Source organism: Acinetobacter sp. AOR41_HL (assembly GCF_027854645.1).
Taxonomy (GTDB): Bacteria; Pseudomonadota; Gammaproteobacteria; order Pseudomonadales; family Moraxellaceae; genus Acinetobacter; species Acinetobacter nosocomialis.
In genome coordinates this window covers 26,033-49,156 of record NZ_JAKTHZ010000042.1, presented here as the reverse complement: position 1 = coordinate 49,156, position 23,124 = coordinate 26,033, and the positions used below count along the sequence as shown (strand labels likewise).

The following is a 23,124-nucleotide window of genomic DNA, read 5'->3' as shown; positions in this document are numbered from 1 at the left end:
GACACAATAGACTATAGTGAAAAGACGATAAAGCTATTTGAGATGTCAGACACCCATATTCCACTTCCTGAACGCCTGCGCCCGAGAGACTTGTCTGAAATTATTGGGCAAGATCATTTGTTAGGTGAACATGCACCCTTACGTCAAATGATTGATCAGGGACATTTGCCTTCTATTATTTTTTGGGGGCCTCCAGGCGTCGGTAAAACGACAATTGCTTTGCTTTTAGCTCAGGCAATAGATCGTCCGTTTGTGAGCTTATCTGCGCTGAATACGGGCGTAAAAGAATTACGTGAAGTGATTGCAGAAAGTGGTGATTTACTCACACCTGTAGTTTTTATTGACGAAATCCATCGCTTTAATAAATCACAGCAAGATGCATTATTAGGTGCCGTGGAAAAAGGAAAAATCACCTTAATAGGTGCGACCACTGAAAACCCGTCTTTTGAAGTCAATAGTGCACTTTTATCGCGCTGTCAGGTCTATACCTTAAACAGTTTAGACAGTGAGGCAATTCAGACTTTACTTAACAATGCACTTCAAAACGATAAATTCTTAAAAGAACGCTACATTCATATTGAAGAGTATGATGCTCTTTTACAGTTTGCAGCAGGTGATGCCCGTAAAGCACTAAATTTACTAGACTTAATTGCAAGTACTTTTGAGCCAGAAGTTGAAAATACCATTACCAATGCTGTGGTTGTAAAAGTCGCTCAGCAAAATATTGCGCGTTATGACAAATCGGGTGAACAGCATTACGACCTCGTTTCTGCTTTTATTAAATCGATTCGTGGTAGTGATCCAGATGCTGCTCTGTACTGGATGGCTCGTATGCTCAAAGGCGGGGAAGATCCGGTTTTTATTGCAAGACGTATGCTGATTGCTGCCTCAGAAGATATTGGAAATTCGAATCCAAATGCGCTATTGCTTGCTGGTGAATGTTTCCGTTCTGTACAGGCAGTTGGAATGCCTGAGGCGCGAATTATTTTGGGTCAAACCGCGGTTTACCTAGCAACCAGCGCGAAAAGTAACAGTACTTATTTGGCGATTAATAAGGCCTTAGAACTTGCTGAGAAAACGGCAAATTTACCAGTGCCTTTACACTTGAGAAATGCACCGACCAAACTGATGAAACAGCAAGGTTATGGAATTAATTATCTCTATCCTCATGACTACCCAGAGCACTTTGTGCTGCAAGACTACTTACCACCTGAGTTGAAGGGAACTAAACTTTATGAGTCGGCGAGAAACAAGCGTGAAGTTGAAGGTGAGCGCCTCCAGCAACGCCGATGGCAGCAGGAGCAATAGTTCTCTATTGCTTCTTGCTAATCCAATTCTTCAGTGACCTGACCGTAAATTAGTAGGGTAAACACACCTGTACCACCAATAATGTTTCCAATAGTAGTTGGAATTAGAAAATTAAATAGATATTCGCCAATAGAAGCCTCTCCTTGCCAGACCAGATAGGACATTTCGGTAGAACCAACCACAACGTGGGTAAAGTCGCCTAGTCCTATCAGATAAGTCATGAAAAAGATGACTAGGAATTTATTGCTGACCGAAGGCAGCATCCACACCAATGCCGCAATTAAAAGTCCCGACATAACCCCTTTAAGCAGGTTCTGGATTGCAGAAAAAGATGCAACATGATGCGCCAGCTCATCTAGTGCTTTATCAATGTCTGGAGTAAACAGGTCTGTGGTCAGGAAAAATAAACTCGCCAAAGCTGTTCCAATGATATTGCATAGAATCACAATCCCCCATAAACGCCCCACAGCTCGTAATTTGTCCAAACTAAAAGGTTTAAATAAGGGCACAACTGTAGTAATGGTATTTTCGGTAAAGAGTTGCATGTGGCCCAAAATAGCAATCAGGAACCCAATGGTATAACCAAAATTGGTGATTAAATCGGTCCAGATGGCATCAGTTGGGATATAAGAAGCAATAATCGCTTTAAATACAAATGAGAAACTAATGACCAAACCAGCAGCAATTCCTGAAAAGATCAGTGCAGCTGTCGGGCGATCCAGTTCTTCCGCACCATCACGGCGGATAATTTCATAGACTAAACGGGGTGACAGTTTCTCGTGTTCTTCTACTGCCATTTTTTCACGCCAGCTTAAGGTTTGCTCGACCTTTTTTTCCTCTATTTCATGATCCATCAGATTTGCTCCTCACTGAATAAATATTTTTTACTTATTATTTTTATTCATTGTTAAGGCAGCATTCGGGATAAATCCAGTTTATTCCTACCAGCTTTATGTGTCTTTTTATAAATTGAAGGGTACGGCAGTAAGCAAAATAATATACGGATGAACGTAATTAACCAGATAAGACCATTAAGTATAAAAAGAGATTGAGAGTATCGTATGGCAAGACTATTTACCGCCCGAGTGAAAGGCGAGCGTTCTCTATAAACTAGTTAGGTTTGAGATTGAGCGCTTATAGCAACGCAGAGAATTAAAGTAATGTATATGTTCTCAATGTACGTATGAGTTTCATATAGTCACCTTGAGAAGCTTCAGAAATAACGGTTTCTACTTCAGCTTGGCTCCAACCTTGTTTCAAAGCAGAATCGCTAAAATTAGATAAAATCACTAATGGGTTTTCACCAAAATGTATCGAGTGATTCATTAATTTCTTTTCAGGCTTAAATAGTTTCATTGGATTCACCATACTTTAAATTTAATTATTGTGATGCAATTAATGTTTTTTTAGATTTTAGTGCTTTGTTTTTAGATTGTGCAAGTCATAATTTAATTAAATATACAAATCTGTCTACTTTCCTTAAATTCTTGGGTGCTGGAAATAAAAAAACCGAGCTGAAATGCCCGGTTTTTTTAATGAAGCTGACGAATTAGATGTCAGATAAATCTACGCCTAAACGAGCAGCAACTTCTTCATAAGCTTCAACAACACCGCCTAAACCTTGACGGAAACGGTCTTTGTCGAGTTTCTTCTTAGTGTCTTTATCCCATAAACGGCAACCGTCTGGAGAGAATTCATCACCAAGTACGATGCGGTCATGGAAAACACCAAATTCAAGTTTGAAGTCCACCAAAATCATGTTGCCTTCAGCAAATAATGCTTTTAATACATCATTTACTTTATAAGTTAACACTTTCATTTGTTCTAACTGTTCAGCAGTCGCCCAACCTAAAGCAATCGCTTGAGATTCGTTAACCATTGGATCGCCTAGGCCATCATCTTTGTAGAACAATTCAAATGTAGGAGGAGTAAGCTCTTTACCTTCTTCTACACCTAAACGACGGCATAAAGAACCAGCTGCGTAGTTACGGATTACACATTCAACAGGAATCATTTGAAGTTTTTTAACAAGAACTTCAGTTGGAGAAAGCAATTTTTCAAAATGCGTTTCGATACCCGCTTCAGCAAGCTTTTCCATGATGAAGGCGTTAAAACGGTTGTTCACCTTGCCTTTACGATCTAGTTGTTCGATTTTTTCGCCATTGAACGCAGAGGCATCATCACGAAAGACTAAAATCAGATGGTCGGCATTGTCTGTTTCATATACAGATTTTGCTTTACCAGTATAGAGCAAGGTTTGTTTTAACATGAGGGAACCTTTTAAAAAAAAATGCCTAGTAAACGACTAGGCTGGCCAATTTTGGTAAATCTGGTTTAACACTTCCGCAGCAACATCAGGGCTTGCAAAAGTGTTGTCTGGATTAAAGAGAGCAAGGCTATGACTAGAGCCAACACCAGTCAGTTTAAGCACATAAGTTTTGTCATTTACTTTGATCGTCGCTTGATTACTGCCTTGAGCGATAACATTGTAATTTAACGTGCTCAAGGTTGCTTTGGTGTATTGCCAAATCTCGGCAGTACTTCCATCAATTTTTAACAGTGGATTCTTATTACCATCTGTTACAAGTTGAGGGCGACTAAGCGCGCTACCTGATTGAGCAGATGTGTCTGCTGTATCAGCTTGGGTTTGTTCAGGACGTGGCAATGCAAAACGGTTGCCACGCTTGTTTTCAAACTTCGGCGCATGATCGATAGCGAGCTGGTCTACTGTTGGTGCAGGATACAAAGGAGTCGCTGGTCGTACAGTTGCATCGGCAGGGTACTCAAGCGGGGCGAGTTGCTTTGCTTTTTTATAATCTAAAGAGTGATTATTGAGTGCGAAGCGACCACAGCCAGCTAAACTTAAGGCTGAAACTGCAAGGACTAAACCAAGACGTAATTGCATCATAAATTGCTCTTATTAAATAATTCCCGCATCTTTTAGGGCATTGCGGAGAGGTTCGCGATATTGCTCAGCGAGAGGAGTGAGTGGTAAACGAATACCAGTATCAATCAGTCCCATCTCATGTAGTGCCCATTTCACAGGAATTGGGTTTGATTCGCAAAATAGAATATTGTGTAAATTTGCAATCTTATTGTTAAGCGTCTTCGCTTGTGGCTCATCTTTAGCAATTGCAACCGCGCATACTTCGCTCATTGCCTTAGGTGCAATATTTGCAGTAACCGAGATATTACCGTCTGCGCCAAGAAGCATAAGTTCCCATGCAGTTTCATCGTCACCTGAGTAAACAGCCATTTTGCCGTTTAAAGCTTCAATTAAGGCTTTACCACGAGGTACGTCACCTGTAGCGTCTTTAATACCCACAATGTTAGGAATCTCTGCTAAACGTACTGCTGTATCGTTTGACAAGTCTACGCCTGTACGACCAGGTACGTTATAGAGAATAAGAGGTAATTCAACAGCTTCAGCAACTGCCTTGTAGTGCTGGTAAAGGCCTTCTTGGGTTGGTTTGTTATAGTATGGCGTTACAAGTAAAGCTGCATCAGCACCGAGGTCTTTAGCAGCTTTAGTTAATTCGATTGCTTCACGGGTTGAGTTTGCACCAGTACCGGCAATAATTGGAATACGTTTATTGGCTACACGAATAATTTCTTTAATAACCTGTGTGTGCTCTTCCATGCTCAATGTTGAGGCTTCGCCGGTTGTACCGACGGCTACAATACTGTTTGTACCTTGTTCTATGTGCCACTCAACCAGCTTCTCAAGACCCTTCCAATCTACACCGCCATCTTTCAACATGGGAGTGACAATTGCGACGATTGAGCCTTGAATGGTCTGTGCTTGCTGAGTCATTTTAAAAAATATCCTATTTATCCATCCGAATCTGAGGTAAGAAAAACAAAATGTGGGATGGTTGCAGTATTTTGATTGTCCAGTTCTAACAATAACAGATTGTTGAATGACAATTATGCAAATTATGACTGATCAGACGCATAAGAACAATATGCTTAACTGATAAACCCTATGTAAACTTGAGCGAAACATAGAATGCCAATTTGATCATTTCAAATAAAAGACAGTAAAGATGACAATATGGTGCAATTCTTCCAGTTTCTACTTAACACTGTCTTTTTTATGGCAAGATAAAATGCATATTTCTCCCGAATGGGACTTAAGATGGCATGAAAATGAATAAACAACCACAAAATGCGGCTTTAGTCGTAGTTGATGTACAAAATGGTTTTACGCCAGGTGGGAACTTAGCAGTTGCCGACGCCGATACAATTATTCCAACTATTAACCAATTGGCGGGTTGTTTTGAAAATGTAATTCTTACACAAGACTGGCATCCAGATAATCATATTTCTTTTGCAGCTAACCACTCGGGTAAGCAGCCATTTGAAACTATTGAACTTGACTATGGACCACAAGTGCTTTGGCCTAAGCATTGTGTACAAGGCACGTATGATGCCGAGTTTCATCCGGATTTAAATATCCCGTCAGCTCAACTGATTATCCGAAAAGGTTTTCATGCTCATATTGATAGTTACTCGGCTTTTGTGGAAGCAGACCACGCCACAATGACGGGTTTAACGGGTTACTTAAAAGAGCGCGGCATTGATACGGTTTATGTGGTCGGTATAGCTACAGACTTTTGTGTCGCATGGACTGCTTTAGATGCCATTCAACTAGGCTTTAAAACTTTAGTGATTGAAGATGCCTGTAAAGGCATTAATCTCAATGGCTCTTTAGAGCAGGCATGGCAAGCCATGCAGCAGCAAGGCGTTGTCCGTATTCAATCAACTGATCTGTTGAATGAATGCTAGAGATACTGATTTTGATGCTTGGACTTTAATTGCGATTTGGTATGGATGAACAGTATGTCTGCATTATTACGTTTTACTCAGTTTGTTCAAAAGACGTTTGCCCTATGGGTAATTATTTTTGCAGCTCTGGCGTTATGGCAGCCTGAATTTTTTGTTTGGCTGAAAGCTTATATTCCATGGATCTTGGGCATTATTATGCTCGGCATGGGAATGACCATGACCGTTGATGACTTTAAAGGGGTACTACAAAGCCCTAAAGCCGTGTTAATTGGGGTTGTCGCGCAGTTTGTCGTGATGCCCGGTTTGGCATTTGTTCTGTGTAAATTATTTAATTTGCCTCCTGAAATTGCAGTCGGCGTTATTTTGGTCGGTTGTTGCCCAGGGGGAACAGCTTCAAACGTCATTACCTATATGGCCAAAGGCAATGTGGCTTTATCGGTCGCTTGTACATCGGTATCAACACTCTTGGCTCCTGTGTTAACGCCTGCAATTTTCTATCTGCTTGCCAGCCAATGGTTAAAGATTGACGCGGCTTCGATGTTTATTTCGATTTTGCAGGTTGTACTACTTCCGATTGTGATTGGTCTGATTTTGCGAACTTGGCTTAAACGTCAGGTCGAATCTTATATTCAAGTCATGCCTTTAGTTTCAGTGATTGCAATTGTTGCTATTGTGGCAGCCATTATTGGCGGCAGTAAAGCAGCTATTTTTCAATCGGGTTTGCTCATTTTGGCGGTAGTGGTATTACATAACGGGCTTGGTTATTTATTAGGTTTTACCGCAGCGCGTTTCTTCAAATTGCCTTATGCAGACAGTAAAGCAATTGCGGTAGAAGTCGGTATGCAAAACTCAGGCTTAGGCGTAGCGCTTGCGGCAGTACATTTTGCGGCTTCTCCGATTACAGCAGTACCGAGTGCTATTTTCAGTCTTTGGCATAATATTTCGGGCCCGGCGCTTGCAACTTATTGGGCAAGTAAACACAAACAGGAATAACTGTATACAACACACATTAAAAAAAGGCCAAACGAATAGTTTGGCTTTTTTATTTAAAGAACATTTTAGGGAGAGCTGAATTTAGAACTGGTATGTCTTTTGCTTTGAATTGATGCATTAAAAATAACGTGAATATCAACATAAATCGCAAAGAAAAAGATAAGGCTTTTTTTGATGAACCAGATTTTTAAATTATTTATACCCATGCTTTCTAGCAATTTAATTGTAGTTTTAAGTGGATTGGTTGATATTGCGTATGTAGGGCATTTTAGCAATGACCATGTCGCTGCATTATCGGTAACCTTATCTTTATATACAGTGATTTATGTCATTGGGATGGGGATTCTGCAAGGTGTGATACTCAAGCTTTCAGAAGCATATGGTTGCCATGATTTACCGCGTATACGTCAGATTTTTATTCAAGGCATTTGGCTAATGTTATGTTCGGCATTGATCAGTATTGGCCTGCTTTACGTATTCCGTGATTTACCAAAATTATTTGGTGCATCTGAACATGTCGTTTCAATTACTAAAAACTGTATTTGGGCTTTGGTATTTATTTTACCTGCGCATTTACTGATGCGTTTATTTACAGCTTTGTCTCAGGTCACTGAAAATGCACACAAGGTTTTATTATCAGATAGTCTTTTCTTCATTCTTAAAATTATTTTGTCCTATCTTTTAATTTATGGTGTTGCTTCATTTTCAATTCCGCCACTCGGTGCGATAGGAGCTTTATTAGCCACTATTATTGTTCGGTGGTTTATGTTGGCTGTTTATTACCTGTTTTTCTTGGAGAAAGGATACATCTTTATTGAACATCCAGAGCGGTCAGTTGAAGATAGCCGACAAAGTCTGCGTATGATTTTAAAAATAGGGATACCTACCGCGATCATGGCGTTGATGGATGTTGTTGCATTTTGTTCGGTTGCTATTTTAATTTTGCCTTTCGGGAGTGTGGTGTCTGCAGCCCATCAAATTGTCGCGAGTACGGGCGGCTTCATGTTTATTTTTCCTTCCTCAATTGCCTCGGCTTATAGCATTTTGGTGTCGAGGTCTATGGGCAGCGGGAACATGGACGAAGCAAACAAAATTGCCAGACAAAGTATATGGGTAATTATGGCAGTGAGTGGCAGTCTGTCCCTGTGTTTATGGTTGGAGCGGGACTTAATTGTCACGTTCTATTCAGATGATTTGGCTGTACAGATTTTGGCAGCATCACTGCTGTTGATTGTCTGCATGTCTCATTTTCTAGATGGCTTAATGTCTTTACTAACCTCTTTGCTGCGTTGTTGGGATGTGTCGATTTTACCCATGCTGATTTTTTTAGTCGTGGTGCTATGTTTCGGATTGGGTGGTGGTTGGTGGATGGCTTATAAAGGGCTGCATTGGGGGAGTCACTCGATTTCTGCAATGGGAATTTATGGTTTTTGGAGTATGGCAGCCATAAGCTATTTAATAGCTTGTGTATTGAGTGCTTTCTGTTTCCGTTTTAGAAAGCAATTAAGAGGTTTTTGATTAGGTAAATCAACACAACCTTAAAGAGGATGTGTTGCTAACCATTCTTCAATCTCATTTTCAGAAATTACTTTAAAGCCATGGCGCTGTAACAGTGCTGTGGTAATTCCCACACCTGTAATTCTCTCACCTTGAAAAGTACCGTTATAAATTTTTTGGCTACCGCAAGACGGACTATTTTCTTTTAAAACCACGCAAGTTGCTTGTATTTGCCGTGCAATTTCTAAAGTACGGTAGGCGCCTTTTAAATATAGCTCAGTTACATCTAAACCAGATGAATCCGCGATTTTTGCCTTGCCATCAAGTACATCTTGACCTGTTCCTCCCACAATTTCTGCGGGTAGACGAGGGGTGCTAAATCCACCTAATAACTCTGGGCAAAGTGCATGGGCTTTTTTATTTAAAAATAACTGCTGAAGCGTAGTGTGCAAGCAAGAGCGCCCATCGTAGCGTACAGGCTCCCCAATTAAACAGGCACTGATTAAAAGCATGGGTTTTCCGTCATTAGAACTTTAAAAGCCATGTGAGTGTACCCAATGATTTATAAAATATGAAATCTAAAACAAGCACAAACAAATGGCGTAATTCGATTAATAAATTACACAATTCATAATTAAATTATGTATTGCATAATTTAATTGTTTTTAGTAGCATCTGTTTTTAAGGTAAATGGCCATTGGAGGTCCAACAAGGATGTTGGCTTCCATAAATCTAGGAATGACTTTAGGAAAAGACGATTTTTAAAGGATTATTGAAAAATCTCAATCGTACTTTTAGATAAGAAAGGACAGTGTGTATGGAAAACAAAGACCATATAGAAGGGAAATTAATCATCGGCTTTGAGCTCACTCAATCTTCGTTTTAGTTATTGGTTTTTTTCTCATAGGATGCGTTGGGCTAAGGCATTTTGACGGTTCAAACACTCTCCCAGCAAATACGTATTCTATAGAGAAAGGAGCTGACCAGATCAGCATGAGAAGTAAACGGATCAGGTAATTACCAGAGGGAAACTAGATGGATATTTTAGAGAACCCATTAGAATTATGCGGTTTTGCATTTATTGAGTTTGTTTCAAAAGAAAATGAATTAGATCCAATTTTTGAAACAATCGGCTTTTCAAAAGTAGCCAAGCATAAATCGAAAAAAGCGTACTTATGGCGTCAAGGAAATATCAATATTATCCTGAATTATCAGCCAGAATCTTATGCTTCATTCTTTTTTAATGAGCATGGTCCATCTGCTTGCGCAATGGGATTCAAAACTCGTGATGCGGCAAAAGCTTTTAAAAAGGCTGTTGAACTTGGTGCAGAACCAATGTATTCGAATGTTGGGCCAATGGAGCTTAACATTCCGGCAATTAAAGGTATTGGTGGCATGCCAATCTTCTTAGTTGACCGCGACATTTATGAAAATGACTTTATTTTCTTTGATGATACCCAGCGTAACCCTGAAGGTGCGGGCTTAAAAGAAATTGACCACTTAACTCATAACGTCTACAAAGGCCGTATGGAGTACTGGGCGAACTTCTACGAGAAGATTTTTAACTTCCAGGAAATTCGTTACTTCGATATTAAAGGTGAATATACAGGTTTAACATCTAAAGCATTAACTGCTCCAGATGGCATGATCCGTATTCCTTTAAATGAAGATTCAGACAAAGGTAACGGCCAAATTGCAGAATTCTTAGCTGATTTTAATGGCGAAGGTATTCAGCATATTGCATTTATTTGTGATGACTTAATTTCGACTTGGGATAAGTTAAAAGGCTTGGGTCTGCAATTTATGACTCCACCGCCAAACACGTATTATGAAATGTTGGAAGATCGCTTACCTGAGCATGGCGAACCGACTGATGAATTAAAACAGCGCGGTATTTTGCTTGATGGTAATACTAAAGATGGTCAGAAGAAGCTTTTATTGCAAATCTTCTCTCAAAATATGATTGGGCCAGTTTTCTTCGAATTTATTCAACGTAAAGATGACGATGGTTTTGGTGAAGGTAACTTCAAGGCATTGTTTGAATCGATTGAACGTGACCAAATTCGCCGTGGTGTTCTCGAAGCAAAATAAGTTTTGCTTTGTCTCTAATCTAAAAAAACCAAGAGCAATGCTCTTGGTTTTTTTATAGCTATTGATTTAGCGGCTTTTAATGTATTGATTAATCGAATTAATCTCATTTTTAAGTGTTTCAATAATTTTACTTTGTGGGTCAACGGGTAAAAACATTTCGCTATCAAGCGCCACAATACAAAACTCAATCCCTTGGTTTGAGTTAAATACTGGCAGACCTACAGCGTTAATACCCGTAAGTAAATCACCTTTAGCCGCAGACATTTGTTGCTGGCGAATCGTCTCTTTAAGTTCTAAAAACTCTTCCCAATTATGTGGTGCAATGTTTAGCCCAAGTTCTTGATGTTTTTGCCATTCAGCTTCTAGCAATGGACGAATAAAATGCTCCGGAAGGTAAGAAGCAAATAAACGTCCTGCAGCAGAATTGACTAAAGGCATAATTGAACCGACTTTGGTCACAATCGAAATAGGGTGATTAGATTCAATAGATTGAACCACCACAGGGCCTTTTGGCGACCATTTACTAATTTGAATGCCACAGCCAATTTTGCTTTGTAGGTCGTAAATTAGATGTTGTACCAACTGTAAAGTGTCACTGTGCTGAATGCAGTTTAAGCCTAAACGCCATGCCTGATCGCCTAGAGCATATTGACCGTCTTCAAGCTGTTTGGCGTAATCCATGCGAATTAAGCTCACCAAATAACGGTGTACTTTGGCAGGATGCATCTCAAGCTTACTCGATAAGTCTTTGAGAATAATCGGTTGATTGTGCTCTAAAAGGGCATTTAGTACGGATAAGCCAACTTCAAGTGATTGAACCCCCCCAGATATTTTTTCTTCAATCATTTAAATACCCTTAATCGATTTACTTCAGCAGTTAAACAGTTATGTATAAACATAAATTGGAATTGATGCGATTTACATCATGCCTGAGCCTATAGAAAAATAGAAATCACCTTTTTCTATTAGCGAAATTCACATGTTTAATAATCAACAATTCTTACAAACACCTTCATCTTTCATTTATAGCGTAAATTGATAGAAGTTTAGTAGATTTAAACAATATAAATCGGCATTGATATAGAACAGTTCATTCAAACTATTCCCACCAATGCCGACTTTTGAAACAATTGCTTTGAAAGAATTATGCGCCTAATTCTTCTTCATGCAAGAAATGAGTATGGTGTGGAGCACGTTTGGTTTTGCTCCATTCATCTAACATTTCAGTTTTCATTTCTTCAGTAATTTTTGCAATTTTCTCTTCAGCATGTACATCGTTATAAGTCAGTTCTAAACGATGGCCATTTGGGTCAAAGAAATAAATTGAATGGAAGATACCATGGTTAGTAATACCTAGCACTTTAACGCCGTTGTCTTCCAAATGTTTTTTGGCAGCTAAAAGGGCATTTAAATCTTCAACTTCAAAGGCAATATGTTGTACCCATTGAGGCGTGTTTTCATCTCGGCCCATTTCTGGTTGGGTTGGTAACTCAAAAAATGCCAACACATTGCCCTGACCAGCATCTAGGAATAAATGCATATAAGGGTCGAAGGCTTTCGTTGAAGGTACATGGTCTTCAGCAAAAGCTAAGATAAAGTCCATGTTGAGCATTTTTTTATACCACTCAACAGTTTCTTTCGCATCCTTACAGCGATATGCAACGTGATGTATTTTTTTAATGGCAAATGTCATGTTGAAACTCCTTTTACTATTCCCAATCTGGTTGTTGTTCTGGCGCCGCTTTATAGAAGGCTGGGATAGACAAACAATGTTGATAAATTGATTCAATTTTTGGAAACGCAGACAAATCTATCTTGAAGCGTTTCGCGTTATAGACCTGTGGAATGAGGCAGCAGTCGGCAATCGTTGCTTCATGTCCAAAGCAAAATTGTCCATTTGAATCTTGAAGTTGCTGTTCGAGCGTTTGAAAACCTTCAAGAATCCAGTGCTGATACCAGTAATTTTTTTGTTCGTCCGAAACATTTAAGTCATTTTTTAAATATTTCAGCACACGTAAGTTATTTAACGGATGAATATCACAGGCAATTGCCTGTGCAAAAGCACGGATTTTGGCTCTCTCTTTCACATCATTTGGGAGTAATTTGGTTTCCGGATATTGTTCATCTAGATATTCCAAAATACTTAATGACTGTGACAAAGTTAAATCGCCATCTACTAAAGTTGGCACTAAGGCACTGTGATTTAACTTTAAATAGTCTTCACTTTGCTGCTCGTTTTTAACCAAATGAACTGGTGCAGTTTCATAAGCGAGATTTTTAAGATTGAGGCCAATCCGTACTCTGTAAGCTGCAGAGCTACGAAAGTAACTATACAGCTTCATAGTCTGGCTCCGAAGTTTCTGCAAAATCAAAAGCTAATGCAGGAAGTACCGTATTTCGAACTTCACCAAAGCCAACACGAATACCATTTTTCTCACAGTGTCCTTTCATAATGAGCGTATCGCCATCTTGTAAGAAACCACGAGTTTCACCATTCGCAAGTGTTAACGGTTTGGTGGTGTTCCACGTCAGCTCAAGCAAGCTACCATAAGAGTCAGGTGTAGAACCTGAAATAGTCCCTGAACCCATTAAGTCACCGACCTGAACGTTACAACCAGCAATCGTGTGGTGAGTCAGCTGCTGAGCCATAGACCAATACATATATTTGAAATTGGTTTTACAGATCACATCAGTTTGTGCTGAATTTGGGCTTTGAATTTCAACACTCAAATTAATGTCGTAACTATTCGCTATATTTTCTTGTAAGTAAGCGAGAGGCTTCGGTTCTTGTTTTGGCCCTTCAACTTTAAATGGCTCAAGTGCTTCAAGTGTAACCACCCAAGGTGAAATCGAGCTTGCAAATGTTTTAGCGTTGAAAGGTCCAAGTGGAACATATTCCCATTGCTGGATATCGCGTGCTGACCAGTCATTTAGCAAAACCATGCCAAAAATATGATCCCATGCATCTTCAATTGCAATTGGCTGGCCTAATTGAGTTGGTTTGCCCACAATAAATGCAGTCTCAAGTTCAAAATCGAGTTTGCGAGTTGCTGAGAAAACCGGACGTTCTTCATTTGGAAGCTTAATCTGACCAGAAGGGCGTACGACGTGAGTTCCGCTGACCACAACAGAGCTAGCACGGCCGTTATAACCAACAGGCAACTCGCTCCAGTTTGGAAGCAAAGCATTTTTAGGGTCACGGAACATACAGCCCACATTAGTTGCATGTTCTTTAGAAGAATAAAAATCGGTATAGCCAGGAACTTGGACAGGCAAATGTAAAGTCACGCTGTCTTGCTTAACTAAAACTTCCTGACGTAATGCTTCATTTTCTTGAAGCGTTGAGTTTTCAACTGAAAGAAGAGACTGTAGCGTTTTACGAACTTTAGACCAGTTGGCTTTGCCAGATTCAATAAATTTATTAAGTGTAGATTGATTAAAGTATGTGTCTTGATCTGAAAGTTTTAAAAGACCATGCTTTTCAAGAGCAGCGAGATCAATCACCCAATCACCGATAGCTACACCGACCTGACGCTCGCCTTCGGCTGTTCTACTAAAAATACCATAAGGCAAATTATGAATAGTGAAATCAGATTGAGGTGAAACTTCAATAAAAGAGTTTAGTTTTTGTTCCATTTTCGCTTCCTTGTCTTCATCTCGCGTCTTATACAAATAAAAGTTCGGTCTAGGGACTGAGCTACTCAGTAAGTTTTAACCTTTATTGAGGTCATTTTTTACTTATGAGTTTGATAGAGACCGAGAACAACCAATTACTTCATGGTTCTTATAATACTGAATTCATCAAATTACGCAATACATAATTTGATTACACATTGCATAATAATTGTTATTTCTTGCATTTTCTGTTTTCATGCGCGGTTGTGAGAAAAGTATCGCAATTATTTTTTCATCAATCCCTATGAAAATCTGATCAATTTATGATATACGTAATTTATTGGAAAAAAATTACGTGACAAGGATGAGAATAATCATATGTCAACACAAGAGCAAGGAAACCTGAAACACGGTTTGAGTAATCGTCACATCCAGCTGATTGCATTGGGTGGAGCGATTGGTACAGGGCTGTTTCTTGGTATATCACAATCGATTAAATTGGCAGGTCCATCGGTAATCTTGGGTTATGCGATTGCCGGATTTATTGCTTTTTTAATGATGCGCCAGCTCGGTGAAATGGTGGTCGAAGAGCCAGTAAGTGGTTCTTTTAGTCATTTTGCTTATAAATATTGGGGACCTTTTGCAGGCTTCATGTCAGGATGGAACTACTGGGTACTCAACGTACTGGTATGTATGGCAGAGTTAAGTGCAATTGGTCTTTATATTCAATATTGGTGGCCGCAAATCCCAACGTGGGCATCCGCTCTAACGTTCTTTATTCTCATTAATGGTATTAATTTGCTGCATGTTAAGTTTTTTGGCGAAATGGAGTTTTGGTTTTCCATTGTCAAAATCTTAGCTATTTTAGCTATGATCGGTTTCGGTTCGTATTTACTTGCAACCGGTACAGCAGGGCCACAGGCCAGCATTTCAAACCTTTGGGCATTGGGTGGTTTCTTCCCATTTGGCATTAAAGGTTTGGTCATGGCAATGGCGGTGATTATTTTTGCTTTTGGTGGTATCGAGCTTTTTGGTATTACTGCGGCAGAAGCACGAGACCCAGATAAAACTTTACCTAAAGCGGTAAACCAGATTATCTATCGTATTTTGATTTTCTATATTGCGACGCTTCTTGTTTTATTCTCATTATTTCCTTGGAATCAAATGGCAGAAGGTGGCAGTCCTTTTGTAATGGTGTTTGCTTCTTTAGACAGCCAAGGTGTTGCAACTTTACTCAACTTCGTGATTTTGACTGCTGCGGTTTCGGTCTATAACGGCACAAGTTATTGCAGTAGCCGTATGTTGCTCGGCCTTGCTCAGCAAGGAAATGCACCAAAAGTATTTGCTCGTATTAATAAACGCGGTATTCCAACCAATGCAGTGATCCTTTCTGCGGCAGTCACTATTTTATGTGTATTGTTAAATTACATTTTCCCTGAAAAAGCGTTTGGCTTACTCATGATGCTTGTTGTAGCAGCGATTGTGATTAACTGGGTCGTAATTTCATGGACACATTTAAAATTCCGTAAATTCATGATGCGCCAAGGTCAAACCACTAAATTCCCAAGCTTTATGTATCCATTTAGCAACTACCTTTGCATGGCGTTTATGCTTGGAATTTTAGTTGTCATGTCGCTAACACCAGATATGCGTGTTGCGGTTATGATGATTCCGGGATGGATTTTGTGTTTGATGGTGGCTTATCAGTTTAAACGCCGTAAGTTAAAGGCTGAGCAGCCTGTACATGCTTTAGAAGCAGATGTGTAATTAGGCCTTAATTAGGAGCGAAAAGGGACGTATCGTATACGTCCTTTTTTATTTTTAAAATTTACAACAGAAATTAAAGGACTTTATAACTGTTATATTATAACATCTCTTGAATGAATAACTAAGGCTTCCCGATGTTGAGGAAGGAACAACATATTTATGAAATATTCCTATTTAGGTTTAATCTTACTTTTTCTGACTGCGTGTACCACTCAAACACCTAAGCCAACCGTTTCTAAACATCCTCACTCTTTGCCTCAGCCATCTAAAACGGTAGTAAGAATAAAACAACAACCCGAAGATTATATTGCCTGGATTGCAACCGCAGATCATGCGCAGTCTGTACAAGCTTATAAGCAATTTCTTAAGCAAAAAGGGCTTGCCAATTTAGTTCCAGATTATGAGTTATTGCGTTCAGCTCGTGACTGGCAAAAATGTGGAGTGGAGCCTTATGCCGTGCCACCACGCGAGATTTGGTCCAATATTGTACCAACGCTTAGTATCTTAAAAGCATTGGTTGACGATGGTGTAATTAACGATTTTGAAGTGACATCGGCCTATCGAGCTTTATCTTTAAACCGCTGTGCAGGTGGGGCAGATGCTTCCCGACATGTCTTTAATGCAGCGCTTGATTTTCGAATTGGACCAGAACAGCCTAGCGACTTAGACCAGTTCAATATTCAACAAACCAAAACTAAACTTTGTCAGTTCTGGGAAACCAAAGGACAAGCACTTAACATGGGTCTTGGTGTTTATACCTCGGGACAAATTCATATTGATAGCCAGGGATTCCGTTCATGGGGACCCGACCATCACTATAGAACCTCGATTTGTCAGTGACTATAAAAGCAATTTTTTCAAAGACTAAGTAAATTGGCTTAGATAAAACTGGAATAAAAACTTGATCAATAGTTATGTTATAACATAACATTAATGGGGTTTAGAAATAGGTTACGCCTGTGATCTGGCCATATTTAATTGGCCAGCCATGATCAGTTTAAATATTATTCAAAGAGATCAAGCCATGCACACTGCAATCGCCAACTCATTTGCCAAGCTTCCTGTTACCGTTTTATCTGGCTTTTTGGGTGCAGGAAAGACCACATTACTCAACCATATTTTAAATAATCGTGAAGGCCGCCGTATTGCCGTGATTGTTAATGATATGTCTGAGGTAAATATTGATGCAGCATTAGTACGTGAAGGTGGGGCAGAGCTTTCAAGAACAGATGAAAAACTGGTTGAAATGAGTAACGGTTGTATCTGTTGCACGCTACGAGAAGATTTACTGGTTGAGGTGAGACGCTTAGCCGATGAAGGGCGCTTTGACCAATTGGTGATTGAGTCAACGGGTATTTCAGAACCATTACCAGTAGCAGAAACTTTTACCTTTGAAGATGAAGATGGAAACTCTCTCAATGAGTTTGCTCGACTTGATACTATGGTCACGGTAGTCGATGCTTTTAACTTTCTTAAAGATTACAGTTCAGTTGATTCACTGCAACAACGTGGTGAGTCATTAGGCGAGCAAGATGAGAGAACTGTGGTCGATTTGCTTATTGATCAGATTGAGTTTTGTGATGTGATTGTGCTGAATAAAATTGATTTGATTGATCAGGCGCAGCAAGACCAGCTTATCGCCATTTTAAAAACTCTAAACCCGCGTGCTCGAATTGAAATTGCTCAATTTGGAAAAATTGCCTTAGATAAAATCTTAAATACACAGCTATTTGATTTTGATGAAGCCGCGCAAGCACCGGGCTGGTTAAAAGAGTTACGCGGCGAGCATACGCCAGAGACTGAAGAGTACGGGATCAGTAGCTTTGTTTACCGCGCACGTTGCCCTTTCCATCCAGAACGTTTTTATGATTTGGTGCAGGCTGAATGGCCGGGAGTCGTGCGTTCAAAAGGCTTTTTCTGGTTGGCTGCCGAACCGACTTTGGCTTATTCATGGTCACAAGCGGGTGCAATGGCTCGACATGGTTTAGCAGGTTATTGGTGGGCTGCTGTTTCAGAAGAAGATTGGCCGAGTGACCTCGCCAGTATTGAACAAATTAAGAAAAACTGGGACGCTCGCACAGGTGATGCGCGTCAGGAATTGGTTTTAATTGGTATGCAAATGGATGAGCAAGCTTTAATAGAACGCTTAGATGGTTGTTTATTAAGTGATGAAGAAATGGCTTTAGGGCCACAAGCTTGGCAGAACTGGTCGAACCCTTTTAAGCAAGATGATGAAACCATGTTGATCGCTTAATAAAACAAAAGCCCCTATTTTCAAGGGGCTTATTTTTATGATTTATCTTTAATAAAAATCTTTCGAATGTAGCTGTTAAGCGGGGTGGAATAATATTTTTCAATTGCTGCGCTAATAACAAAAGTTAGAACTAGATAACCAATTAAAAGCATAATTTTGATGCTAGCGTCGGTTTGAGCTGGAACAAAAGCAACTTTCATAAGACCGAGCACAACCAGATGGAACAGATAAGTTTCGTAACTTCGTTGCCCCAACCAGACCATCACTTTGGTAAATAGGTTATGCGCTTGCATTTCGGAAGGATGTTGAAAACACAAAATCAGTAAGCCTGTGGCAAAAGCAAATAGGCTAATACCCCATGTACTCACTTCTTTAATTGGCGCATATAAATATAGAGCGGCCATGCTCAAAATAAGCAACCAAGAAAAAGGTTTTTTATAAGTCCAGTTTGGTCGATATGTATGAGAAAAAATCGCCGTTAAACAGCCCACCGCTATACCATCAAAACTTGAAAAATAATGATATAAATAAGCACCGCTTTCTTCTCCAAAATGTAGAGATCTAAAATAAGGCCCGTAAATAATTACCCCAATCAATACAGCAATAAACACCTTATTACTACGCGTAAGCAAGCACAATAATGGGAAAACAAAATAGAAAACTTCTTCCACAGAGAGTGACCACAACACGCCCAAGGCGTAGTTTACCCAACCGAATTTAATAATCAGGATATTCATCCAGAAGGTTAAAGCTGCAAATATGGTTAAAGGATAAGAGACCTCAATACCATTCGGAGCTTGGTTTATAAAGGGTTTTAAGTCAAATGAACCAAGTATGCTTACCCCTAAAATGAGTAATATCAGACACGGCAAGATACGCGCTGCCCGTCGGATATAAAAATGCTTGAGGTTGATTGCGGAAAATTGTTTGTCTCGTTTTAAAGTGTGATGGGTAATTAAAAAACCCGAAATCACAAAAAACATGGTGACACCATAGTTTCCATTTCTTGCGATGACTGTGCTAAATGCTTCACCTAAAAAATCAAAACCTAACCATGTATCTTTGAGTTTATAGGGAATATTAAAATGATGTAAAAGAACCAATAGGATAGACATTCCTCGAAGAATATCTATTTTATAATTACGCATTCGATGTGCTTCCAGCTTTATTAATATACTGTGTGGCAGCAGAATACTATTGATCAGTTATTTTAAATAAAAATTTTACGCATCATTTCGTAAACTAAAAAAGACTACATTTTTGCTTCTTTGAATTGAGCTAAGGCATAGCAGAAATAACTATTAAATAAATATTGATAAAGCCTTTATATATTTGAATTTCTCTACATAAAACTTTAAATTAGCTTTTACCGAACTATGTTTATTTTTTAGACTTCTTAAAATATATTTAATTCATAAATTAACATGTTGTATGTGGTTGTATATACATAGCATGTCAACTAAAATACCTTTTTGCCTGCTGCCTTTTTTGAGTAATTAGTTATGCCCAGAACATCAAAACAAGAACATACTGAGCTTTCAATTGAAGCTGATAGTCCAGTTCCTTTATATCAACGCGTAAAACAGCTGATTTCACAAAAGATTTATGAAGGTACTTGGGCTGTAAATAAAAAAATTCCTTCGGAAAGTGAACTCGTTAATCAACTCGGTTGTAGCCGTATGACGGTAAACCGTGCGCTACGTGAATTAACGACTGAGGGTTTGCTCGTTCGAATTCAGGGCGTTGGTTCTTTCGTTGCTGAAGGGCAAGGCCGAACTGCACTTTTTCAAATTAATAATATCGCCGATGAGATTATTGCACGAAACCATAAGCACCACGCTGAAGTTTTAGTCTTAGAACAAATTTATGCAAATGCAGAGCAAAGCGTGTTAATGCAAACTCGCGAAGGTCAAAGATTATTTCACTCGATTATTGTGCATTATGAAAATGATGTACCTGTTCAGGTCGAAGATCGTTTAGTCGATGCAGCGCTGATTCCAGATTATTTAGAACAAGATTTTAAAACCATTACGCCGAATGCTTATCTCATGGCGAAAGCGCCAGTGACGGAAGGTGAACACATTGTTGAGGCGGTTTTAGCATCTGCTCAAGAGTGTAAATGGTTGAAGATTACTAAAGCTGAACCGTGTTTACTGATCCGTCGCCGTACATGGTCAAACAAACAACTCATTTCAAGTGCACGTCTGATTTATCCAGGTAGCCGTTATTATCTCGAAGGGAAATTTAATCCATGATTGAATTGATCAGGGCCGATCAATATACAAAAATGCTTTGGAAAAACGGTGCGGGTTTCACTTTAGAAATTGCCAGAAGCCAAGGTGAAGCCGATTTCGATTGGCGCATTTCGATGGCAGATGTAACCACTTCCGGACCATTTTCGTTATTTCCCAATAAGCAGCGCATTATTAGCGTCCTCGATGGACAGGGCATAGTACTGTATGTCGATGAGCTTCCTGCCAAAACGCTAAACCAAGGCGATATTTTTGCTTTTCATGGTGAGAGTCAGGTTCAAAGTGAACTTGTAAATGGGGCAATTCGAGATTTAAATTTAATTTATGATCCTGCAAAGTTTCATGCCCGTTTTCAGTGGTTGAATGATGCAGCGGAGCAGGCATTTATAAGTTCGGCAGATCTGATTTTCATTTTTAATCAGGGTAGTGAAACACAAGTAAATGTGAATGATCATTCCGTTCAGATTGCTGCTCATGAGACATTAAAAATTGAGAAAAAATCTGGCGTGACATCGATCAACTTTCCTAAAAAACAACTCAAAAGCTGCTATGTCATTGAGTTAATTCAGCTATAAAAAGACATCATTTACGTCTTAAAAAGTACATGTCTTCTTAGAGGATATGTACTTTTTTATGCTCAATATAAAAATAAATTAATTTAATTCATAAACTTATTTAATTTTTTTAAAAAAATATGAGTCACCCTCTTCACGCCGAAAAATATTTGTGTAGTATATGGATGTATATACAAGTTAATACATTACTATACAAATGCAGAAACAAGTGATGTTCTGCTGATGTAAGCTCAAAGGAAGGAGTCCGACTGTGACAACAACGACAACAAAATTTCGTGATGTAGAAATTCGTGCACCACGCGGCACTGAATTAACGGCTAAGAGTTGGTTAACTGAAGCCCCATTACGTATGTTGATGAATAACCTTGATCCGGACGTTGCAGAAAACCCGAAAGAGTTAGTTGTATACGGTGGTATTGGTCGTGCAGCACGAAACTGGGAATGTTTCGACAAAATTGTAGATACGCTAAAAAATCTTGAAACTGACGAAACTTTATTGGTTCAATCAGGCAAACCAGTTGGTGTGTTTAAAACTCATAAAGATGCACCACGCGTTTTAATTGCAAACTCAAACCTTGTACCGCACTGGGCAAACTGGGAACACTTTAACGAATTAGACGCTAAAGCTTTGGCAATGTATGGTCAAATGACAGCAGGTTCATGGATCTACATTGGTAGCCAAGGCATTGTGCAGGGTACTTATGAAACTTTCGTTGAGGCAGGCCGCCAACACTACAACGGTGACTTAAAAGGTCGTTGGGTTCTTACTGCTGGTTTAGGTGGTATGGGTGGTGCTCAGCCTCTAGCTGCAACACTTGCAGGTGCGTGTTCTTTAAACATTGAATGCCAACAAGCAAGTATCGATTTCCGTTTACGTACCCGTTATGTAGACGAACAAGCAACTGATTTAGACGACGCTTTAGCGCGTATTGACCGCTATACAAAAGAAGGTAAAGCAATTTCCATTGCGCTTCATGGTAATGCTGCTGAAATTTTACCTGAGCTTGTTCGCCGTGGTGTGCGTCCAGACATGGTGACAGACCAAACAAGTGCACACGATCCACTTAATGGCTACTTACCAGTAGGTTGGACTTGGGATGAATACCGTGCACGTGCGAAAACTGAACCAGAAGCTGTGGTAAAAGCTGCAAAACAGTCGATGGCGAAGCACGTACAAGCGATGCTTGATTTCCAGAAAATGGGTGTTCCAACATTTGACTATGGCAATAACATCCGTCAAATGGCGAAAGATGAAGGCGTAGCAAACGCTTTTGATTTCCCAGGCTTCGTACCTGCTTACATCCGTCCATTGTTCTGCCGTGGTATTGGTCCATTCCGTTGGGCAGCGCTTTCTGGTGACCCAGAAGACATTTATAAAACAGATGCCAAAGTTAAAGAGTTAATTCCTGATGATGAACATTTACATCACTGGTTAGACATGGCTCGTGAACGCATTAGCTTCCAAGGCTTACCAGCGCGTATTTGCTGGGTTGGTTTAGGCTTACGTGCAAAACTTGGTTTGGCATTTAACGAAATGGTTCGTAGCGGTGAATTGTCTGCACCAGTTGTGATTGGTCGTGACCACTTAGACTCAGGTTCGGTTGCAAGTCCTAACCGTGAAACTGAAGCAATGCAAGACGGTTCAGACGCAGTATCAGACTGGCCTTTATTAAACGCGTTGCTCAATACAGCAGGCGGCGCAACTTGGGTGTCTTTACATCACGGTGGTGGTGTAGGTATGGGCTTCTCTCAACACTCAGGCGTTGTGATTGTGTGTGATGGTACAGATGAAGCTGCTGCACGTATTGCTCGCGTATTGACCAATGACCCTGCAACAGGTGTTATGCGTCATGCCGATGCAGGTTATGAAATTGCGATTAACTGTGCCAAAGAGCAAGGCTTACACTTGCCAATGATCACGCAATAAAAATACATGGAAGAACTAGCGGTGCTTTTTGCAATTGTGAAAAGCACCGTCTCAGCA

General features: G+C 39.7%; 22 protein-coding genes. 11 read left to right on the top strand and 11 right to left on the bottom strand.

Annotated features, from left to right (window positions below):
- Positions 1–42 precede the first annotated feature (42 nt).
- Positions 43–1,308, top strand: coding sequence for a replication-associated recombination protein A (locus MKL35_RS16645; protein WP_001285409.1), 1,266 nt, complete (start codon positions 43–45; stop codon positions 1,306–1,308).
- 17 nt (positions 1,309–1,325) lie between these two features.
- Here the strand turns inward: MKL35_RS16645 and MKL35_RS16640 are convergent, their stop codons facing one another.
- From MKL35_RS16640 to dapA, 5 genes are all read right to left on the bottom strand, one after another.
- Positions 1,326–2,162, bottom strand: a complete 837-nt coding sequence (locus MKL35_RS16640; protein WP_002054022.1) for a formate/nitrite transporter family protein — start codon at positions 2,160–2,162, stop codon at positions 1,326–1,328.
- Positions 2,163–2,460: 298 nt separating this feature from the next.
- Positions 2,461–2,664, bottom strand: coding sequence for a hypothetical protein (locus MKL35_RS16635; protein ID WP_002053827.1), 204 nt, complete (start codon positions 2,662–2,664; stop codon positions 2,461–2,463).
- A gap of 193 nt (positions 2,665–2,857) precedes the next feature.
- Positions 2,858–3,577 (bottom strand): phosphoribosylaminoimidazolesuccinocarboxamide synthase, encoded by a 720-nt coding sequence (purC, locus tag MKL35_RS16630; protein WP_000917863.1) that lies wholly within the window; start codon positions 3,575–3,577, stop codon positions 2,858–2,860.
- A 36-nt stretch (positions 3,578–3,613) separates the two neighbouring features.
- Entirely contained in the window at positions 3,614–4,213 is a 600-nt protein-coding gene (locus MKL35_RS16625) for a hypothetical protein (RefSeq protein WP_002053789.1), read from the bottom strand.
- A gap of 15 nt (positions 4,214–4,228) precedes the next feature.
- Complete coding sequence (dapA, locus tag MKL35_RS16620) at positions 4,229–5,122, bottom strand: 4-hydroxy-tetrahydrodipicolinate synthase (RefSeq protein WP_002054045.1); 894 nt, start codon at positions 5,120–5,122, stop codon at positions 4,229–4,231.
- 329 nt (positions 5,123–5,451) lie between these two features.
- Between dapA and pncA the strand changes: the two genes are divergently transcribed.
- The 3 genes from pncA (at position 5,452) to MKL35_RS16605 (ending at position 8,607) form a co-directional block, all read left to right on the top strand.
- Positions 5,452–6,096 (top strand): bifunctional nicotinamidase/pyrazinamidase, encoded by a 645-nt coding sequence (gene pncA, locus MKL35_RS16615; RefSeq protein ID WP_032011118.1) that lies wholly within the window; start codon positions 5,452–5,454, stop codon positions 6,094–6,096.
- Between the two features lie 54 nt (positions 6,097–6,150).
- Positions 6,151–7,089: a bile acid:sodium symporter family protein gene (locus MKL35_RS16610; RefSeq protein WP_032011116.1), complete on the top strand. Its 939-nt coding sequence runs from the start codon at positions 6,151–6,153 to the stop codon at positions 7,087–7,089.
- 174 nt (positions 7,090–7,263) lie between these two features.
- On the top strand, positions 7,264–8,607 hold the full coding sequence (locus tag MKL35_RS16605; RefSeq protein WP_032011115.1) for an MATE family efflux transporter: 1,344 nt from the start codon (positions 7,264–7,266) through the stop codon (positions 8,605–8,607).
- 20 nt (positions 8,608–8,627) lie between these two features.
- Here MKL35_RS16605 and MKL35_RS16600 read toward each other — a convergent pair whose 3' ends face one another.
- Positions 8,628–9,098: a DUF523 domain-containing protein gene (locus tag MKL35_RS16600; RefSeq protein WP_000924621.1), complete on the bottom strand. Its 471-nt coding sequence runs from the start codon at positions 9,096–9,098 to the stop codon at positions 8,628–8,630.
- 523 nt (positions 9,099–9,621) lie between these two features.
- On the opposite strand from MKL35_RS16600, the gene hppD reads away from it, so the two are divergent.
- Positions 9,622–10,677: a 4-hydroxyphenylpyruvate dioxygenase gene (hppD, locus tag MKL35_RS16595; protein WP_002053927.1), complete on the top strand. Its 1,056-nt coding sequence runs from the start codon at positions 9,622–9,624 to the stop codon at positions 10,675–10,677.
- 66 nt (positions 10,678–10,743) lie between these two features.
- Here hppD and MKL35_RS16590 read toward each other — a convergent pair whose 3' ends face one another.
- From MKL35_RS16590 to fahA, 4 genes are all read right to left on the bottom strand, one after another.
- Positions 10,744–11,523, bottom strand: coding sequence for an IclR family transcriptional regulator (locus MKL35_RS16590; protein WP_004885016.1), 780 nt, complete (start codon positions 11,521–11,523; stop codon positions 10,744–10,746).
- A gap of 298 nt (positions 11,524–11,821) precedes the next feature.
- Positions 11,822–12,370, bottom strand: coding sequence for a VOC family protein (locus tag MKL35_RS16585; protein WP_004711359.1), 549 nt, complete (start codon positions 12,368–12,370; stop codon positions 11,822–11,824).
- A gap of 16 nt (positions 12,371–12,386) precedes the next feature.
- Positions 12,387–13,019: a maleylacetoacetate isomerase gene (gene maiA / locus MKL35_RS16580; RefSeq protein WP_032011114.1), complete on the bottom strand. Its 633-nt coding sequence runs from the start codon at positions 13,017–13,019 to the stop codon at positions 12,387–12,389.
- On the bottom strand, positions 13,006–14,313 hold the full coding sequence (gene fahA, locus MKL35_RS16575; RefSeq protein ID WP_022576109.1) for a fumarylacetoacetase: 1,308 nt from the start codon (positions 14,311–14,313) through the stop codon (positions 13,006–13,008). The genes maiA and fahA overlap by 14 nt, the downstream gene beginning before the upstream one ends.
- 357 nt (positions 14,314–14,670) lie before the next feature.
- On the opposite strand from fahA, the gene MKL35_RS16570 reads away from it, so the two are divergent.
- The 3 genes from MKL35_RS16570 to zigA all read left to right on the top strand — a co-directional run bounded on the left by MKL35_RS16570 (position 14,671) and on the right by zigA (position 18,313).
- Positions 14,671–16,059 carry an amino acid permease gene (locus MKL35_RS16570; RefSeq protein ID WP_032011110.1) on the top strand — a complete coding sequence of 463 codons (1,389 nt, stop codon included), beginning with the start codon at positions 14,671–14,673 and terminating at the stop codon, positions 16,057–16,059.
- Between the two features lie 159 nt (positions 16,060–16,218).
- Entirely contained in the window at positions 16,219–16,899 is a 681-nt protein-coding gene (zrlA, locus tag MKL35_RS16565) for a D-Ala-D-Ala carboxypeptidase ZrlA (RefSeq protein WP_032011109.1), read from the top strand.
- Positions 16,900–17,047: 148 nt separating this feature from the next.
- The gene (zigA, locus tag MKL35_RS16560) at positions 17,048–18,313 is read left to right on the top strand and encodes a zinc metallochaperone GTPase ZigA (RefSeq protein WP_106479479.1); all 1,266 of its coding nucleotides are present in this window, start codon (positions 17,048–17,050) and stop codon (positions 18,311–18,313) included.
- Between the two features lie 35 nt (positions 18,314–18,348).
- On the opposite strand, the gene MKL35_RS16555 is transcribed toward zigA, so the two are convergent.
- The gene (locus tag MKL35_RS16555; protein ID WP_032011104.1) at positions 18,349–19,461 is read right to left on the bottom strand and encodes an acyltransferase family protein; all 1,113 of its coding nucleotides are present in this window, start codon (positions 19,459–19,461) and stop codon (positions 18,349–18,351) included.
- A 354-nt stretch (positions 19,462–19,815) separates the two neighbouring features.
- On the opposite strand from MKL35_RS16555, the gene hutC reads away from it, so the two are divergent.
- From hutC to hutU, 3 genes are all read left to right on the top strand, one after another.
- On the top strand, positions 19,816–20,568 hold the full coding sequence (hutC, locus tag MKL35_RS16550; RefSeq protein ID WP_002132315.1) for a histidine utilization repressor: 753 nt from the start codon (positions 19,816–19,818) through the stop codon (positions 20,566–20,568).
- A complete protein-coding gene (locus tag MKL35_RS16545) occupies positions 20,565–21,140 on the top strand; it encodes a HutD/Ves family protein (RefSeq protein WP_002132439.1) in 576 nt (191 codons plus the stop codon). Before hutC ends, MKL35_RS16545 begins: the two co-directional genes overlap by 4 nt.
- A 250-nt stretch (positions 21,141–21,390) precedes the next feature.
- Complete coding sequence (hutU, locus tag MKL35_RS16540) at positions 21,391–23,067, top strand: urocanate hydratase (RefSeq protein ID WP_006582422.1); 1,677 nt, start codon at positions 21,391–21,393, stop codon at positions 23,065–23,067.
- Positions 23,068–23,124 lie beyond the last annotated feature (57 nt).